The following is an 18,142-nucleotide window of genomic DNA, read 5'->3' on the forward strand; positions in this document are numbered from 1 at the left end:
CCCCACGTGCTGAGGCACACCTTTGCAACGGCTATGCTGAACAATGGTGCTGATTTAGGCTCGATAAAAGAACTCCTCGGGCACGAGAGTCTGGCGACAACGGAAGTTTATACGCATACTACTTTTGAAGAGCTTAAAAAAGTGTATAATCAGGCTCATCCCCGAGCCTAAAGTAAAAAGGAGGTAAGTATGGAAGTAAGAATTCAATCGATTCACTTTGATGCGTCAGAGCAATTGCAGTCTTTCGTTCAAAAGAAAGTTGCTAAGTTGGAGAAATTTTACGACGATATAAAGAAAGTAGAGGTGTCATTAAAGGGAGTAAAACCAGAAACAGCCGAAAATAAAGAAGCCGGAGTGAAAGTATTGGTTCCCAATGGCGAGTTTTATGCAAACAAGGTTTGTGATACGTTTGAAGAAGCAGTGGATTTATGCCTGGAAGCTTTGGAAAAACAGCTGGTTAAGTACAAGGAAAAGCAACGGAGCAAATAATTTTCCGCTAAAATTTTGCGGGTAAAAAATAAATGCCTAAATTTGCAGCCGTTTCGCTCACACTATGAACGTTACGGTTGCATTTTTTAGCTTGCCTCTTTAGCTCAGTTGGCCAGAGCACGTGATTTGTAATCTCGGGGTCGTTGGTTCGAATCCGACAAGAGGCTCGCTCAAGGATGAGTGGAATGAGTCTTTCTTCACGAGGTGGAGATGATATGAGAACGGAAATCGTCCGGGTAAAGTTCACTCTGCGATGATTTAGTAAGGAAAAGAGTTCTTTTTGTAATGTAGGGGCAAATACCAGAGTGGCCAAATGGGGCAGACTGTAAATCTGCTGGCTTACGCCTTCGGTGGTTCGAATCCATCTTTGCCCACAACTCTTATTCTCCTTGCTGTTATAGCTCAGCGGTAGAGCACTTCCTTGGTAAGGAAGAGGTCCCGGGTTCAAGTCCCGGTAACAGCTCACAAAGATGTAAAAGCTGATTATTAATCAAATAAATAACAAGTAAAGCTATGGCTAAAGAGAAATTCGAACGTACCAAACCGCATGTAAACATTGGTACAATTGGTCACGTTGACCACGGTAAAACCACGTTGACAGCTGCTATCACTACAGTGTTGGCAAAGAAAGGTCTTTCTGAATTGCGTTCTTTCGATTCTATCGATAACGCTCCTGAAGAAAAGGAAAGAGGTATCACTATTAACACTTCTCACGTAGAGTATGAAACAGCTAACCGTCACTACGCTCACGTAGACTGCCCGGGTCACGCCGACTACGTAAAGAACATGGTAACTGGTGCTGCTCAGATGGATGGTGCTATCATCGTAGTTGCTGCTACTGATGGTCCGATGCCTCAGACTCGTGAGCATATCTTGCTGGCTCGTCAGGTAAACGTACCGAGACTGGTTGTATTCATGAACAAGTGTGACATGGTAGACGACGCTGAAATGTTGGAACTCGTTGAAATGGAAATGCGTGAACTGCTTTCAGCCTACGAATTCGACGGCGACAACACTCCGTTCATCCAGGGTTCTGCTCTTGGTGCGTTGAATGGCGTTGAAAAGTGGGAAGAGAAGGTTATGGAGCTGATGGATGCTTGCGACACTTGGATTCCTCTGCCTCCGCGTGATATTGACAAACCGTTCTTGATGCCGGTTGAAGACGTATTCTCAATCACTGGTCGTGGTACTGTAGCTACTGGTCGTATCGAAGCTGGTGTTATCCATGTAGGTGACGAAGTTGAAATCCTCGGTTTGGGTGAAGACAAGAAGTCTGTTGTAACTGGTGTTGAAATGTTCCGCAAGTTGCTGGATCAAGGTGAAGCTGGTGACAACGTAGGTCTGTTGCTCCGTGGTATCGACAAGAACGAAATCAAACGTGGTATGGTTCTTTGTAAGCCCGGTCAGATTAAACCTCACTCTAAGTTCAAAGCTTCTATCTACGTTTTGAAGAAAGAAGAAGGTGGTCGTCACACTCCGTTCCACAACAAATACCGTCCTCAGTTCTATCTGCGTACTATGGACTGTACAGGTGAAATCACTCTTCCGGAAGGAACTGAAATGGTAATGCCTGGTGATAACGTAGAAATCACTGTAGAACTGATCTACCCGGTAGCATTGAACGTAGGTTTGCGTTTCGCTATCCGTGAAGGTGGTCGTACAGTAGGTTCTGGTCAGATTACTGAAATTCTTGACTAATAACCAATATAATCTTAATCAGTTCCCGGTATACATCGGGAACTGATTATGTACAAACGGGAGTAGCTCAGTTGGTAGAGCACCGGTCTCCAAAACCGGGTGTCGGGAGTTCGAGCCTCTCCTCCCGTGCTAATATTTTTGAAATGAAGAAGATTGTAGCTTATTTTAAAGAAACTTACGACGAACTTGTTCATAAAGTGTCGTGGCCTACGTATTCTGAACTTACTAACAGTGCAGTAGTTGTTTTATATGCTTCCCTACTAATTGCAGTGGTAGTATTTGCGATGGACTTCTGTTTCCAGCATCTGATGGAATTTGTTTATCCACATTAAAAGTAAGGAGAAATGTCTGAGATTGAAAAGAAATGGTACGTTTTGCGTGCTATTAGCGGAAAAGAAGCTAAGGTAAAGGAATACCTTGAAGCTGATATTAAAAACAGCGACCTTGGTGATTACGTATCTCAGGTATTGATTCCTACCGAAAAGGTATATCAGGTTCGCAATGGTAAGAAAATTGTGAAAGAGAGAAGTTATCTCCCTGGTTACGTTTTGGTGGAGGCTGCTCTGGTGGGTGAGGTTGCTCATCATCTGAGAAATACTCCTAATGTGATAGGGTTCTTGGGTGGTTCGGAAAAACCCGTACCTCTGAGACAGTCGGAAGTGAATCGTATACTTGGTACGGTCGACGAATTGCAGGAATCAGGTGAAGACTTGAGTATCCCGTATGTAGTCGGCGAGACTGTAAAGGTGAATTACGGTCCGTTCAGTGGATTCAGTGGAATCATTGAAGAAGTGAACACCGAGAAGAAGAAACTGAAGGTCATGGTCAAGATATTCGGACGGAAGACTCCGCTCGAATTGGGCTTTATGCAAGTTGAAAAAGAATAGTGCAGGTGTTACGCTGTAGTATTCTTCATTAATGTTTATATATATAAATCAATTAGAAAATGGCTAAAGAAGTTGCTGGACTAATCAAATTACAGATTAAAGGAGGCGCGGCAAATCCATCACCCCCAGTAGGACCTGCATTGGGTTCCAAGGGTATCAATATCATGGAGTTTTGCAAGCAATTCAACGCCAGAACCCAAGACAAAGCAGGAAAGATTCTTCCTGTGATTATCACTTACTACGCAGACAAGTCTTTCGATTTTGTAATCAAGACTCCTCCCGTGGCTATCCAGTTGTTGGAAGTGACGAAGCAAAAGAGTGGTTCTGCTGAGCCTAACCGTAAGAAAGTTGCCGAGATCACTTGGGAACAGGTTCGTACGATTGCTCAGGACAAAATGGTTGACTTGAACTGTTTCACTGTAGAAGCTGCCATGAAAATGGTTGCCGGTACAGCTAGAAGTATGGGTATCGCTGTAAAAGGGGAGTTCCCGGTTAATAATTAATAAACTTCAATTAGAATGGGTAAACTGACAAAAAATCAAAAGTTGGCTGCAGAAAAAATTGAAGCAGGGAAAGCATACTCTCTCAAGGAAGCTGCTCAGTTGGTAAAGGAAATCACTTATACCAAGTTTGACGCTTCTCTGGATATCGACGTACGTTTGGGCGTTGACCCGCGTAAGGCCAACCAGATGGTGAGAGGTGTTGTATCACTTCCTCACGGTACTGGTAAGGTTGTACGCGTTTTGGTGCTTTGTACACCAGATGCTGAAGCTGCTGCAAAAGAAGCCGGAGCTGACTATGTTGGTCTTGACGAATATATTGAAAAGATCAAAGGTGGATGGACTGATATTGATGTGATTATCACTATGCCGTCCATCATGGGTAAGATTGGTGCACTCGGTCGTGTGCTCGGTCCTCGTGGATTGATGCCTAACCCCAAGAGTGGCACTGTAACTATGGATGTTGCTAAAGCTGTAAGAGAAGTAAAACAAGGCAAAATCGACTTTAAGGTTGACAAGAGCGGTATTGTTCATACTTCTATCGGTAAAGTTTCATTTAGCGCTGAGCAAATTCGCGACAATGCGAAAGAATTCATCTCTACTTTGAATAAATTGAAACCGACTGCAGCCAAGGGTACATATATTAAGAGTATTTATCTTTCTAGCACGATGAGTGCGGGCATCAAGATTGACCCGAAAACAGTAGAAGAAATCTAATAAAACGGAGTAATAATGAGAAAGGAAGATAAAAGTACGATTATTGAGCAGATTGCTGCTACAGTGAAGGAATACGGTCACTTCTATTTGGTGGATACCACTGCCATGAATGCTGCTACAACCAGCATGTTGAGAAGAGAATGTTTCAAGGCTGACATCAAATTGATGGTAGTTAAGAATACATTGCTTCACAAGGCATTGGAGAGCCTGGAAGAAGACTTTTCTCCGCTTTATGGTTCTCTGAAAGGTACAACTGCCGTAATGTTCAGCAACGTTGCTAACGCTCCGGCCAAGTTGATTAAAGATAAGGCTAAGAACGGTATTCCCGGACTGAAGGCTGCATATGCAGAAGAAAGCTTCTATGTTGGTGCTGACCAGTTGGATGCTCTCGTAAGTATCAAGAGTAAGAATGAAGTTATTGCCGATATCGTTGCATTGCTGCAGTCACCGGCCAAGAATGTTATTTCTGCTCTGCAATCAGGTGGTAACACCCTCCACGGAGTTCTCAAGACTCTTGGTGAACGTCCCGAAGCGTAAATTTCGGAAAAAGAATTATATCAATTTATTTAGTATTTAAACAATTAAAAATCATACAAAAATGGCAGATTTGAAAGCTTTTGCAGAACAATTAGTTAACTTGACAGTAAAAGAAGTTAATGAACTTGCAACAATCCTGAAAGAAGAATATGGTATTGAACCTGCTGCTGCAGCTGTAGCTGTTGCTGCTGGTCCTGCAGCCGGTGGTGCTGCTGCCGCAGAAGAAAAGACTTCTTTCGACGTAGTATTGAAGAGCGCTGGCTCAGCTAAACTTCAGGTAGTTAAAGCCGTTAAGGAAGCTTGCGGTCTTGGCTTGAAGGAAGCTAAGGACATGGTAGACGGTGCTCCTAGCGTAGTAAAAGAAGGTTTGGCTAAGGACGAAGCAGAATCATTGAAGAAAACATTGGAAGAAGCTGGAGCTGAAGTTGAACTTAAATAACATTAGCCTGTAAATCAGGTAATTCGGTTAGGAACCCTTCGTGAAAAGGGTTCTTAACCTTTTTGTGTATATATTTAAAATTAAGTTCTACAAATCCATTAACAGATGTCTTCAAATACTGTAAATCAAAGAGTTAATTTTGCTTCGACTAAGAATCCGCTTGAATATCCGGATTTTCTGGAAGTACAATTGAAGTCATTCAAAGACTTTCTACAACTGGACACCCCACCCGAGAAGCGTAAGAACGAGGGACTGTATAAAGTATTTGCTGAAAACTTCCCCATTGCCGATACAAGAAATAATTTTGTTCTTGAGTTTTTGGACTACTATATTGATCCGCCGCGCTATACCATTGATGAATGTATAGAGCGAGGGCTTACATATAGCGTGCCTTTGAAGGCAAAATTGAAATTATATTGTACCGACCCCGACCACGAAGATTTTGACACGGTCATCCAGGACGTGTTCCTCGGTCCTATTCCTTACATGACGGATAAGGCAACATTCGTCATCAACGGTGCGGAACGTGTGGTTGTATCCCAGCTTCACCGTTCACCGGGCGTATTCTTCGGACAGAGCGTACATGCCAACGGTACCAAGTTGTACTCAGCCCGTATCATCCCGTTCAAGGGTTCGTGGATTGAGTTTGCCACCGACATCAACAACGTCATGTATGCGTACATTGACCGTAAGAAGAAATTGCCGGTTACCACTTTGCTGAGAGCCATCGGTTTTGAGAATGACAAGGACATTCTCGAGATCTTTAATTTGGCGGAAGACGTGAAGGTGAACAAGACGAACCTCAAGAAGATGGTGGGACGTAAGTTGGCCGCACGTGTGTTGAAAACATGGATTGAGGATTTTGTAGACGAAGATACCGGTGAAGTTGTTTCCATCGAGCGTAACGAAGTCGTTATTGACCGTGAAACTGTAATCGAGCCGGAACATGTTGACATTATATTAGAGTCGGGCGTTCAGAATATCCTCGTACACAAGGAAGAACCGAACCAGTCTGACTATTCTATCATATATAATACTCTGCAGAAGGATCCGAGTAACTCGGAAAAAGAAGCTGTACTCTACATCTACCGCCAGTTGCGTAATGCAGACCCTGCCGATGATGCCAGTGCACGCGAGGTTATCAATAACCTGTTCTTCTCAGAGAAGAGATATGACCTGGGTGATGTAGGCCGTTATCGTATCAACAGAAAGTTGAACTTGACGACCGATATGGACGTGCGTGTCCTTACCAAGGAAGATATTATCGAAATTATCAAATATCTCATCGAGTTGATTAACTCGAAAGCGGATGTGGACGATATCGACCACTTGAGCAACCGTCGTGTGCGTACAGTGGGCGAACAGTTGTCCAATCAGTTTGCCATCGGCCTGGCACGTATGTCGCGTACTATCCGCGAGCGTATGAACGTCCGTGACAATGAAGTCTTTACTCCGATTGACCTGATTAACGCCAAGACAATCTCTTCCGTTATCAATTCATTCTTTGGAACGAATGCTTTGTCACAGTTCATGGACCAGACCAACCCGCTGGCCGAGATTACTCACAAGCGCCGTATGTCTGCCCTGGGTCCCGGCGGTCTGTCACGCGAGCGTGCAGGCTTCGAGGTTCGTGACGTACACTATACTCACTACGGACGTCTTTGTCCTATCGAGACTCCTGAAGGTCCGAACATCGGTTTGATTTCTTCACTCTGTGTGTTCGCGAAAATCAATGAACTTGGCTTCATTGAAACTCCGTACCGCAAGGTGGCAGAGGGTAAGGTTGATCTTTCTGACGAAGGTTTGGTTTACCTCACCGCAGAAGAAGAGGAAGCCAAGATTATTGCTCAGGGTAATGCTCCTTTGAACGATGACGGTACTTTTGTACGTGATAAAGTAAAATCCCGTCAGGATGCCGACTATCCGGTGGTTCCTCCTTCCGAGGTGGAATTGATGGACGTATCTCCCCAGCAGATTGCTTCTATTGCGGCTTCTTTGATTCCGTTCTTGGAGCATGATGACGCCAACCGTGCATTGATGGGATCAAACATGATGCGCCAGGCTGTTCCTTTATTGAAGAGCGAAGCTCCGATTGTAGGTACCGGTATCGAACGCCAGCTGGCACGCGATTCTCGTACGCAGATTACTGCCGAGGGTGACGGTGTGGTTGAATTCGTGGATGCAACGACTATCCGTATTCTGTACGACCGTACGGAGGAGGAAGAGTTCGTAAGCTTCGAGCCTGCATTGAAAGAATATAATATCCCGAAGTGGCGCCGTACCAACCAGAATATGACGATTGACCTCCGTCCGATTTGCGAGAAGGGTCAGCGCGTGACTGCAGGTCAAATCCTGACGGAAGGTTATTCAACCGAAGACGGAGAACTTGCACTGGGTAAGAACCTGCTGGTTGCTTACATGCCGTGGAAGGGCTATAACTATGAGGATGCTATCGTACTGAATGAACGTGTGGTTCGTGAGGACCTTTTGACCTCTGTACACGTAGAAGAATATTCTTTGGAAGTTCGCGAAACGAAGCGTGGTATGGAAGAGTTGACCTCTGACATTCCTAACGTAAGTGAGGAAGCGACTAAAGACCTTGACGAAAACGGTATTGTTCGTGTGGGTGCCCGCATCGAACCGGGTGATATCCTTATCGGTAAGATTACTCCGAAGGGTGAATCGGATCCTTCTCCGGAAGAGAAACTGCTCCGTGCCATCTTCGGTGACAAGGCCGGTGATGTGAAGGATGCTTCTTTGAAAGCCTCTCCTTCTTTGAAGGGTGTTGTTATCGGTAAGCGTCTGTTCTCCCGTGTTGTCAAGACCCGCAGCTCCAAGCTGGCCGACAAGGCTCTGTTACCGAAGATTGACGATGAGTTCGACGCTAAGATTGGTGACCTCAAGAAAGTGTTGATAAACAAGCTGTTGAAGCTTACAGAAAATTATACATCGGAAGGTGTGAAGGATTACATGGGTGCCGACATTATTTCCAAAGGCGCCAGATTCTCTGCTTCCGACTTCAGCGATTTGGACTTCACCGCTGTTCAGTTGAGCAACTGGACGAAGGATGAACATACCAACGGACTGATTCGTGCATTGGTGATGAACTTCATCAAGAAGTACAAGGAACTCGATGCCGAGCTGAAACGCAAGAAGTTCGCCATCACTATCGGTGACGAGTTGCCCGCAGGTATCATTCAGATGGCCAAGGTATACATTGCCAAGAAACGTAAGATTGGTGTCGGTGACAAGATGGCCGGTCGTCACGGTAACAAGGGTATTGTTTCCCGTGTGGTACGCCAGGAAGACATGCCGTTCCTTGCTGACGGTACTCCGGTAGACATCGTGCTGAATCCGTTGGGTGTGCCTTCACGTATGAACATCGGTCAGATATTCGAGGCCGTTCTCGGGCGTGCCGGAAAAAACCTGGGCGTGAAGTTTGCCACTCCTATCTTTGACGGTGCATCTTTGGACGATTTGAACGAATGGACCGATAAGGCCGGCTTGCCTCGCTACGGCAAGACAACGCTGTATGATGGTGGTACCGGTGAAGCATTCGAGCAGCAGGCTACGGTAGGTGTGACTTACATGCTGAAGCTCGGTCACATGGTTGAAGACAAGATGCACGCACGTTCCATCGGTCCGTACTCACTCATTACGCAACAGCCGTTGGGTGGTAAGGCACAGTTCGGTGGTCAGCGTTTTGGAGAAATGGAAGTTTGGGCACTCGAAGCGTTCGGTGCCGCACACATTCTGCAGGAAATCCTGACTATCAAGTCTGATGACGTTGTAGGACGTTCCAAGGCTTATGAAGCAATCGTGAAGGGTGAACCGATGCCTGCTCCGGGTATCCCCGAGTCACTGAACGTATTGCTGCACGAGTTGAGAGGTTTGGGCTTGAGCATCAACTTAGAATAATGGATAATTGATAATTGAGAGTGGATAATGCAAGTTACCATTCTCAATTATCGGTTTTCAGTTTTTCAATTTCAATTTTCCATTGTCAATTATCAATTAAATAAATTTATGGCTTTTAGAAAAGATAACAAGATAAAGAGTAATTTCTCGAAAATCTCTATCGGTTTGGCTTCTCCTGAGGAAATCCTTGAGAATTCGAGTGGTGAAGTTTTAAAGCCTGAAACCATCAACTATCGTACGTATAAGCCCGAACGCGACGGATTGTTCTGCGAGCGCATCTTTGGTCCTATCAAGGATTACGAGTGCCATTGCGGTAAGTACAAGCGTATCCGTTACAAAGGCATCGTCTGCGACCGTTGTGGTGTGGAAGTGACTGAAAAGAAAGTGCGCCGTGAGCGTATGGGACACATCCAGCTCGTTGTGCCCGTGGCTCACATCTGGTACTTCCGTTCACTTCCCAACAAAATCGGTTACTTGTTGGGCTTGCCCACCAAGAAGCTGGATGCCATTATCTATTACGAGCGTTATGTTGTCATTCAGCCGGGTGTACTGTCCGATGAAGTGGCACAGTATGACTTGCTTGAAGAAGGAGAATACCTGGACTTGCTGGAAAAGTTGCCGAAAGACAACCAGTTCCTCGAAGATTCAGATCCCAATAAGTTCATTGCCAAGATGGGCGCGGAAGCTATCTACGATTTGCTGTCACGCCTCGACCTTGACTCTTTGTCTTACGAACTGCGTAACCGTGCCGGAAGCGATGCTTCACAGCAACGCAAGACCGAAGCTCTGAAACGTCTTCAGGTAGTTGAGTCGTTCCGTGCATCACGCGGACGCAACAAGCCCGAGTGGATGATTGTACGCATTGTACCGGTTATTCCACCCGAACTTCGTCCGTTGGTCCCATTGGATGGCGGCCGTTTCGCAACTTCTGACTTGAATGACCTTTACCGTCGTGTCATCATCCGTAACAACCGTCTGAAGAGATTGATTGAAATCAAAGCTCCTGAAGTGATTTTGCGTAATGAAAAACGTATGTTGCAGGAAGCTGTCGACTCTCTGTTTGATAACTCCCGTAAATCGAGTGCAGTGAAGACCGACGCTAACCGTCCGTTGAAGTCACTTTCCGACAGTTTGAAGGGTAAGCAAGGACGTTTCCGTCAGAACTTGTTGGGTAAGCGTGTCGACTATTCCGCACGTTCTGTAATCGTTGTAGGTCCGGAGCTGAAGATGGGCGAATGCGGTATCCCTAAACTGATGGCAGCCGAGCTTTACAAGCCGTTCATCATTCGTAAGCTCATTGAGCGTGGTATCGTGAAGACGGTAAAGAGCGCCAAGAAGATTGTAGACCGCAAGGAACCCGTTATCTGGGACATTTTGGAACACGTGATGAAGGGGCATCCGGTGCTGTTGAACCGTGCCCCGACACTTCACCGTCTGGGTATCCAGGCATTCCAGCCTAAAATGATTGAAGGTAAGGCAATCCAGCTGCACCCGTTGGCATGTACGGCGTTCAATGCCGACTTCGACGGTGACCAGATGGCCGTGCACTTGCCGTTGAGCAACGAAGCGATTCTGGAAGCACAGATGCTAATGCTCCAGTCACACAATATATTGAACCCTGCCAACGGTGCTCCTATCACTGTGCCTGCTCAGGATATGGTACTTGGTCTGTACTATATTACGAAGCTGCGCAAGGGTGCCAAGGGTGAAGGCCTGACATTCTACGGTCCTGAGGAAGCGCTGATTGCCTACAATGAAGGTAAGTGCGACATCCATGCTCCGGTAAGCGTAATAGTGAAAGACGTTGACGAGAATGGTAACATTGTGGACAAGATGATGCACGATACCTCCGTGGGCCGTGTCATTGTCAACGAAATTGTTCCGGCAGAAGCAGGATATATCAATACGATTATCTCCAAGAAGTCACTCCGAGACATCATCAGTCACGTAATCAAGGTGTGTGGTGTTGCCAAGGCAGCCGACTTCCTCGACGGAATCAAGAACCTCGGTTATTACATGGCCTTCAAGGGTGGTTTGTCGTTCAACTTGGGCGATATCATTATCCCGGAAGAGAAGGAAGCATTAGTACAGAAAGGTTATGATGAAGTAGAGCAGGTAATCAATAACTATAACATGGGTTTCATCACGAACAACGAGCGTTACAACCAGGTAATCGATATCTGGACGCACGTGAACTCTGAGTTGTCCAACATCCTGATGAAAACCATTTCAAGCGACGACCAGGGTTTCAACTCTGTATACATGATGCTGGATTCCGGTGCCCGTGGTTCTAAGGAACAGATTCGTCAGCTCTCCGGTATGCGTGGTTTGATGGCGAAGCCCCAGAAAGCAGGTGCCGAAGGCGGTCAGATTATCGAAAACCCGATTCTTTCTAACTTTAAGGAAGGTCTGTCCGTGTTGGAGTACTTTATCTCTACCCACGGTGCCCGTAAGGGTCTTGCCGATACCGCTTTGAAGACGGCCGATGCCGGATACCTGACCCGTCGTCTGGTTGACGTATCGCATGATGTGATTATTAATGAAGAAGACTGCGGCACGCTCCGCGGATTGGTTTGTACGGCACTGAAGAACAATGATGAAACCATTGCCACTCTGTATGAACGTATCCTGGGTCGTGTATCCGTACATGATATTGTTCATCCTACAACTGGCGAACTGATTGTGGCCGGCGGTGAGGAAATTACCGAGGACATTGCACAACGCATTGAAGACTCTCCAATCGAGAGCGTTGAAATCCGTTCTGTATTGACCTGCGAATCCAAGAAAGGTGTTTGTGCCAAGTGTTACGGACGTAACCTGGCTTCCAGCCGTATGGTTCAGAAGGGCGAGGCAGTCGGCGTAATCGCTGCACAGTCTATCGGTGAGCCGGGTACACAGTTGACACTGCGTACATTCCATGCCGGTGGTACGGCAGCCAATATTGCTGCCAACGCAAGCATCGTGGCCAAGAATCCTGCCCGTCTGGAATTCGAAGAACTCCGTACGGTAGACGTTATCGACGAAGCAGGCGAACCGGCAAAGGTAGTGGTAGGCCGTTTGGCCGAAGTGCGTTTTGTGGATGTCAACACGGGTATTGTGCTTTCCACTCATAATGTACCCTACGGTTCTACGCTCTATGCAGCCGATGGTGAAATGGTAGAGAAAGGCAAGATGATTGCCCGTTGGGACCCGTTCAACGCGGTTATCATTACCGAAGCTACCGGTAAGATTGAATTTGAAGGCGTTATTGAAAACGTGACTTATAAGGTAGAGTCTGATGAATCTACCGGTTTGCGCGAAATCATCATCATTGAGTCTAAGGATAAGACGAAGGTGCCTACCGCACACATCATGACAGAAGACGGCGAACTGATCCGTACATACAACTTGCCAGTAGGTGGCCACGTAGTGGTTGAAGACGGTCAGAAGGTAAAGGCCGGTGAAGTTATCGTGAAGATTCCGCGTGCCGTAGGTAAAGCGGGTGATATCACGGGTGGTCTTCCCCGTGTCACTGAGTTGTTCGAGGCACGTAACCCGTCTAATCCTGCTGTGGTTTCAGAAATCGACGGTGAGGTTACCATGGGTAAGGTGAAACGCGGTAATCGCGAAATCATCGTTACTTCCAAGACCGGTGAAGTGAAGAAGTACCTCGTACCGTTGTCCAAGCAGATTCTGGTTCAGGAGAACGACTATGTACGCGCCGGTACTCCGTTGTCTGACGGTGCTATCACACCTGCGGACATCCTGGCTATCAAAGGTCCTACGGCCGTGCAGGAATATATTGTGAACGAGGTTCAGGACGTTTACCGTCTGCAGGGTGTGAAGATTAATGATAAGCACTTTGAAATCATCGTTCGTCAGATGATGCGCAAGGTGGAAATCGACGAGCCAGGTGATACCCGCTTCTTGGAACAGCAAGTTGTTGACAAGATGGAATTCATGGAAGAGAACGACCGTATCTGGGGAAAGAAGGTGGTAGTGGATGCTGGAGATTCCCAGAGTCTGCAGGCTGGCCAGATTGTGACGGCTCGCAAGCTGCGTGACGAGAACTCCATGTTGAAACGCCGCGACTTGAAACCCGTGGAAGTGCGCGACGCTGTACCTGCGACTTCTACTCAGATTCTTCAAGGTATCACCCGTGCTGCATTGCAGACTTCAAGCTTCATGTCGGCTGCTTCCTTCCAGGAAACGACGAAGGTACTGAACGAGGCTGCCATCAACGGAAAGGTGGACCGTCTGGAAGGTATGAAGGAGAACGTAATTTGCGGTCACCTGATTCCTGCCGGTACCGGACAACGCGAGTTCGAGAAGATTATCGTTGGCTCCAAAGAAGAGTACGACCGTATGCTTGCCAACAAGAAGACGGTACTTGATTATGCTGTAGACGAGAAAGTAGAGGGATAGCCTTACAACGTCAATATAATTCTATTAAATAGAGAGGGAATATCCTATAAGAAGGAGTATTCCCTCTCTGTTTTGTCTTTGCCTCTTCCTTCTGTACTGCAATGCTTCTGTATGTTTGTTACAGTGCTACTGCAAAACGGTTGCAGTGGCTTGCTCCTTTTTCAGAACGGATTATTATGTGTCTTTTTGAGCTTAAATGTATATCATCCGAAAAAAAAGAGTACTTTTGGTCTATCTTTTAAGAACATTTTAAAAACAATTGTGCAACATGGAAAATCAAGAAAACAACAACGGTCAACTCCAGATAGAATTGAAGGAAGAAGTGGCGCAAGGTACATATGCCAATTTGGCTATTATAACTCATTCCAGTTCGGAATTTATTCTCGACTTTATCCGCGTGATGCCTGGAATGCCAAAGGCTGGCGTGCAATCGCGCATAGTTTTGGCACCCGAACATGCCAAGCGTTTGCTGCGTGCACTCGAAGAGAATATTGGGAAATATGAACGCGCTTTCGGACTGATTCGCATGCCGGACGAACAAACATTTCCGCCTCTTCCCAATATCAAGGGTGAAGCGTAAAATCAAAAAAAAACTTGTAGTGCATTGATTATTCAAAACTTATTAGTATCTTTGCAGCCCAAAAGTGTATAGTTTTGAATTAATATAAACAATAATATATAACTAAAAACAATTAAAATGCCTACAATTCAGCAATTAGTAAGAAAAGGACGCGAAGTGCTGGTGGAGAAATCAAAGTCTCCAGCCTTGGACTCTTGTCCTCAAAGACGTGGCGTTTGCGTGAGAGTGTATACAACCACTCCGAAGAAGCCGAATTCAGCTATGCGTAAAGTAGCTCGTGTACGTTTGACCAATGGTAAAGAGGTGAACTCCTATATTCCGGGAGAAGGTCACAACTTGCAGGAACACTCTATCGTGTTGGTACGTGGTGGTCGTGTAAAAGACCTTCCGGGTGTGCGTTATCACATCGTACGTGGTACTTTGGATACTGCAGGTGTTGCAGGTCGTACACAAAGACGTTCCAAATACGGCGCAAAACGTCCGAAACCGGGTCAAGCAGCTCCTGCTAAGAAGAAATAATCTGGTGGCCTGATTCCCAAAATAGGAAAATTTAAAGTAATAACTTACGTTTTAGTTTGTTGGAAATGCTAAAGGTTGAGTAAATTCTCCGGAGGGAGAGTTGAAGAAGACAGAAGTAAACAACCAAGAACGAAAAACATTATTCTTTCAGACAAATGAGAAAAGCAAAACCAAAAAAACGCGTTATCCTTCCGGATCCCGTGTTCAATGATGTAAAAGTTTCCAAGTTCGTGAATCACTTGATGTACGATGGAAAGAAGAACACTTCTTATGAAATCTTCTATGCTGCGTTGGAAACAGTGAAGAACAAAATGCAGAACGAAGAGAAATCCGCTCTTGAAATCTGGAAAAAAGCTCTGGATAATGTGACTCCTCAAGTGGAAGTTAAGTCTCGCCGTGTGGGTGGTGCTACTTTCCAGGTTCCTACAGAAATCCGTGCTGACCGTAAGGAATCAATTTCCATGAAGAACTTGATTATCTTTGCACGTAAGCGTGGCGGTAAATCAATGGCTGATAAGCTGGCTGCCGAAATCATGGATGCTTTCAATGAACAGGGCGGTGCTTACAAACGTAAAGAAGATATGCATAGAATGGCAGAAGCTAACCGTGCATTTGCTCATTTCAGATTCTAATACTATAAGAGACTAACCAATTAGAAGATTAAAAAACTTAAAGTAAGGGAATTAGAAAATGGCAAAGCATGATTTACATTTGACACGTAATATCGGTATCATGGCCCACATCGATGCCGGAAAGACAACGACTTCTGAACGTATTTTGTTTTACACGGGTTTGACCCACAAAATCGGTGAGGTACACGATGGTGCCGCTACAATGGACTGGATGGAGCAAGAACAAGAACGTGGTATCACTATCACTTCTGCTGCTACTACCACTCGTTGGAAATATGCCGGTGATACTTATAAAATTAACTTGATTGACACTCCGGGGCACGTTGACTTTACCGCTGAGGTAGAACGCTCTTTGCGTATTCTTGATGGTGCCGTTGCTGCTTATTGTGCAGTAGGTGGTGTTGAACCGCAATCTGAGACAGTTTGGCGCCAGGCTGATAAATATAACGTACCGCGTATCGCTTACGTTAATAAGATGGACCGTTCGGGTGCTGACTTCTTTGAGGTAGTCCGCCAGATGAAGGACGTTTTGGGTGCTAATCCGTGTCCTATCGTCGTTCCTATCGGTGCTGAGGAATCTTTCAAAGGTCTGGTAGACCTTATCAAAATGAAAGCTATCTATTGGCATGATGAAACAATGGGTGCTGACTATACAGTAGAAGAAATTCCTGCAAATCTGGTAGACGAAGCTAACGAATGGAGAGATAAGATGCTCGAAAAAGTGGCTGAGTTTGACGATGCTTTGATGGAGAAATATTTCGATGATCCTTCTACCATTACAGAAGAAGAGGTTTTGAGAGCTCTCCGTAACGCAACAGTGCAAATGGCTGTCGTTCCGATGCTTTGCGGTTCTTCATTCAAGAACAAAGGTGTACAGACATTGCTCGATTACGTGTGTGCATTCTTGCCTTCTCCGCTGGATACAGAGAACGTTATCGGTACAAACCCCGAAACTGGTGCTGAAGAAGACCGTAAACCGAGCGAAGACGAAAAGACTTCTGCTTTGGCATTTAAGATTGCAACAGACCCGTATGTAGGTCGTTTGACTTTCTTCCGCGTTTATTCCGGTAAGATTGAGGCTGGTTCTTATATCTATAACTCTCGTTCTGGTAAGAAAGAACGCGTATCCCGTCTGTTCCAGATGCACTCAAACAAGCAGAATCCGGTAGAAGTTATCGGTGCTGGTGATATTGGTGCTGGCGTAGGTTTCAAGGATATACATACTGGTGATACATTGTGTGACGAAACTGCACCGATTGTATTGGAGTCTATGGACTTCCCGGAACCGGTAATTGGTATCGCAGTTGAGCCTAAGACTCAGAAGGATATGGATAAACTGTCAAATGGCTTGGCTAAGCTGGCTGAAGAAGATCCGACGTTTACAGTTAAGACTGACGAACAGACTGGTCAGACAGTTATCTCTGGTATGGGTGAGCTTCACTTGGATATTATCATCGACCGTCTGAAACGTGAGTTCAAGGTTGAATGTAACCAAGGTAAGCCTCAAGTTAACTATAAGGAAGCTATCACTAAGACAGTCAACTTGCGTGAAGTTTACAAGAAGCAGTCCGGTGGTCGTGGTAAGTTCGCTGATATTATCGTGAACATCGGCCCGGTTGATGAAGACTTCAAGGAAGGCGGATTGCAATTCGTCGACGAAGTGAAGGGTGGTAACATTCCTAAGGAATTTATCCCGTCTGTACAGAAGGGTTTCACTACTGCCATGAAGAATGGTGTGTTGGCAGGTTATCCGTTGGATTCACTGAAAGTAACCTTGATTGACGGTTCTTTCCACCCGGTTGACTCTGACCAGTTGTCTTTCGAAATCTGTGCTATCCAGGCATATAAGAATGCTTGTGCTAAGGCAGGTCCGGTATTGATGGAGCCTATCATGAAGCTGGAAGTTGTTACTCCGGAAGAGAACATGGGTGACGTTATCGGTGACTTGAACAAGCGTCGTGGCCAGGTGGAAGGTATGGAATCCAGCCGTTCCGGTGCACGTATCGTGAAGGCAATGGTTCCGCTGGCAGAAATGTTCGGTTACGTAACAGCATTGCGTACCATCACTTCTGGTCGTGCAACCTCTTCAATGGTATACTCTCACCACGCCCAGGTTTCCAACTCTATTGCCAAGGCAGTATTGGAGGAAGTAAAAGGTCGTGCTGACTTAATCTAAAAAAACTTGAAGTCCCGTAGGCTAGCGAATGACTCTTAGCCTGCGGAACTTCATCTTATATAACTATTTAATAATTAAAGACAGTAATGAGTCAAAAAATTAGAATCAAACTGAAATCTTACGACCACAACTTGGTTGACAAGTCAGCTGAGAAGATTGTAAGAACGGTGAAGACAACGGGCGCCATCGTTAGCGGTCCGATTCCTCTTCCTACGCACAAGCGTATCTTTACCGTGAACCGTTCGACTTTCGTTAACAAGAAGTCGCGTGAACAATTCGAACTCTCTTCTTACAAGAGACTGATTGACATCTATAGCTCAACAGCTAAGACAGTAGATGCTCTGATGAAGTTGGAGTTGCCGAGTGGTGTGGAAGTAGAAATCAAAGTGTAAGTATTAAAAATTAAGTGAAATGCCAGGATTATTAGGAAAAAAAATCGGAATGACATCCGTTTTCAGTGCCGAGGGTAAGAATGTACCATGCACTGTTATCGAAGCAGGTCCTTGTGTTGTTACTCAAGTGAAAACTGTAGAAAAGGACGGTTATGAAGCTGTTCAGCTGGGCTTCCAGGACAAGAAGGAGAAGCACACTACAAAGCCTTTGATGGGCCACTTTAAGAAAGCTGGAGTAACTCCCAAGAAACACT

At 45.6% G+C, this 18,142-nt stretch carries 17 protein-coding genes and 4 tRNA genes; all 21 read left to right on the forward strand.

All coding sequences use genetic code 11. The features are described from left to right. The coding region (locus ABUA47_RS06925) for a tyrosine-type recombinase/integrase (protein ID WP_349831486.1) at nt 1-171 on the forward strand (171 nt) is incomplete at its 5' end. An 18-nt stretch (nt 172-189) separates the two neighbouring features. Then, the gene (gene hpf, locus ABUA47_RS06930; RefSeq protein WP_349831484.1) at nt 190-489 is read left to right on the forward strand and encodes a ribosome hibernation-promoting factor, HPF/YfiA family; all 300 of its coding nucleotides are present in this window, start codon (nt 190-192) and stop codon (nt 487-489) included. 93 nt (nt 490-582) lie between these two features. After that, nucleotides 583-656 (forward strand) — tRNA-Thr (locus ABUA47_RS06935). A 124-nt stretch (nt 657-780) separates the two neighbouring features. Continuing rightward, a tRNA-Tyr gene (locus tag ABUA47_RS06940) sits at nt 781-863 on the forward strand. 17 nt (nt 864-880) lie between these two features. Further along, nucleotides 881-952: transfer RNA gene (locus ABUA47_RS06945), tRNA-Thr, on the forward strand. 50 nt (nt 953-1,002) lie between these two features. After that, complete coding sequence (tuf, locus tag ABUA47_RS06950) at nt 1,003-2,187, forward strand: elongation factor Tu (protein WP_005825727.1); 1,185 nt, start codon at nt 1,003-1,005, stop codon at nt 2,185-2,187. A 56-nt stretch (nt 2,188-2,243) separates the two neighbouring features. Then, nucleotides 2,244-2,316 (forward strand) — tRNA-Trp (locus ABUA47_RS06955). 14 nt (nt 2,317-2,330) lie between these two features. Then, nucleotides 2,331-2,519 carry a preprotein translocase subunit SecE gene (gene secE / locus ABUA47_RS06960; protein ID WP_005825726.1) on the forward strand — a complete coding sequence of 63 codons (189 nt, stop codon included), beginning with the start codon at nt 2,331-2,333 and terminating at the stop codon, nt 2,517-2,519. Nucleotides 2,520-2,531: 12 nt separating this feature from the next. Then, a complete protein-coding gene (nusG, locus tag ABUA47_RS06965; protein WP_005825724.1) occupies nt 2,532-3,074 on the forward strand; it encodes a transcription termination/antitermination protein NusG in 543 nt (180 codons plus the stop codon). A 59-nt stretch (nt 3,075-3,133) separates the two neighbouring features. Further along, entirely contained in the window at nt 3,134-3,577 is a 444-nt protein-coding gene (gene rplK / locus ABUA47_RS06970) for a 50S ribosomal protein L11 (protein ID WP_005825722.1), read from the forward strand. Between the two features lie 15 nt (nt 3,578-3,592). Next, the gene (gene rplA / locus ABUA47_RS06975; protein WP_005825721.1) at nt 3,593-4,291 is read left to right on the forward strand and encodes a 50S ribosomal protein L1; all 699 of its coding nucleotides are present in this window, start codon (nt 3,593-3,595) and stop codon (nt 4,289-4,291) included. Nucleotides 4,292-4,306: 15 nt separating this feature from the next. Then, nucleotides 4,307-4,828, forward strand: a complete 522-nt coding sequence (gene rplJ, locus ABUA47_RS06980; protein WP_005825719.1) for a 50S ribosomal protein L10 — start codon at nt 4,307-4,309, stop codon at nt 4,826-4,828. Between the two features lie 61 nt (nt 4,829-4,889). After that, complete coding sequence (rplL, locus tag ABUA47_RS06985; RefSeq protein WP_004291279.1) at nt 4,890-5,267, forward strand: 50S ribosomal protein L7/L12; 378 nt, start codon at nt 4,890-4,892, stop codon at nt 5,265-5,267. A gap of 105 nt (nt 5,268-5,372) precedes the next feature. Beyond that, entirely contained in the window at nt 5,373-9,185 is a 3,813-nt protein-coding gene (rpoB, locus tag ABUA47_RS06990; RefSeq protein WP_005825717.1) for a DNA-directed RNA polymerase subunit beta, read from the forward strand. 108 nt (nt 9,186-9,293) lie between these two features. Then, on the forward strand, nt 9,294-13,589 hold the full coding sequence (gene rpoC / locus ABUA47_RS06995; RefSeq protein WP_008661873.1) for a DNA-directed RNA polymerase subunit beta': 4,296 nt from the start codon (nt 9,294-9,296) through the stop codon (nt 13,587-13,589). Between the two features lie 268 nt (nt 13,590-13,857). Continuing rightward, nucleotides 13,858-14,169 carry a DUF3467 domain-containing protein gene (locus ABUA47_RS07000; protein WP_005825714.1) on the forward strand — a complete coding sequence of 104 codons (312 nt, stop codon included), beginning with the start codon at nt 13,858-13,860 and terminating at the stop codon, nt 14,167-14,169. Between the two features lie 117 nt (nt 14,170-14,286). Beyond that, on the forward strand, nt 14,287-14,688 hold the full coding sequence (rpsL, locus tag ABUA47_RS07005; protein WP_005825712.1) for a 30S ribosomal protein S12: 402 nt from the start codon (nt 14,287-14,289) through the stop codon (nt 14,686-14,688). A gap of 155 nt (nt 14,689-14,843) precedes the next feature. Then, entirely contained in the window at nt 14,844-15,320 is a 477-nt protein-coding gene (rpsG, locus tag ABUA47_RS07010) for a 30S ribosomal protein S7 (RefSeq protein ID WP_005825710.1), read from the forward strand. 58 nt (nt 15,321-15,378) lie between these two features. After that, a complete protein-coding gene (fusA, locus tag ABUA47_RS07015) occupies nt 15,379-17,496 on the forward strand; it encodes an elongation factor G (protein ID WP_016271993.1) in 2,118 nt (705 codons plus the stop codon). Between the two features lie 86 nt (nt 17,497-17,582). Further along, nucleotides 17,583-17,888, forward strand: a complete 306-nt coding sequence (gene rpsJ, locus ABUA47_RS07020) for a 30S ribosomal protein S10 (protein WP_004291244.1) — start codon at nt 17,583-17,585, stop codon at nt 17,886-17,888. Nucleotides 17,889-17,907: 19 nt separating this feature from the next. Further along, nucleotides 17,908-18,142, forward strand: a 235-nt coding sequence (locus ABUA47_RS07025) for a large ribosomal subunit protein uL3 (RefSeq protein WP_410520179.1), incomplete at its 3' end; no start/stop codon positions are given.

Source organism: Bacteroides sp. RTP31139st1_H2_RTP31139_211217 (assembly GCF_040227615.1).
In the GTDB taxonomy this organism is placed as follows: domain Bacteria; phylum Bacteroidota; class Bacteroidia; order Bacteroidales; family Bacteroidaceae; genus Bacteroides; species Bacteroides uniformis.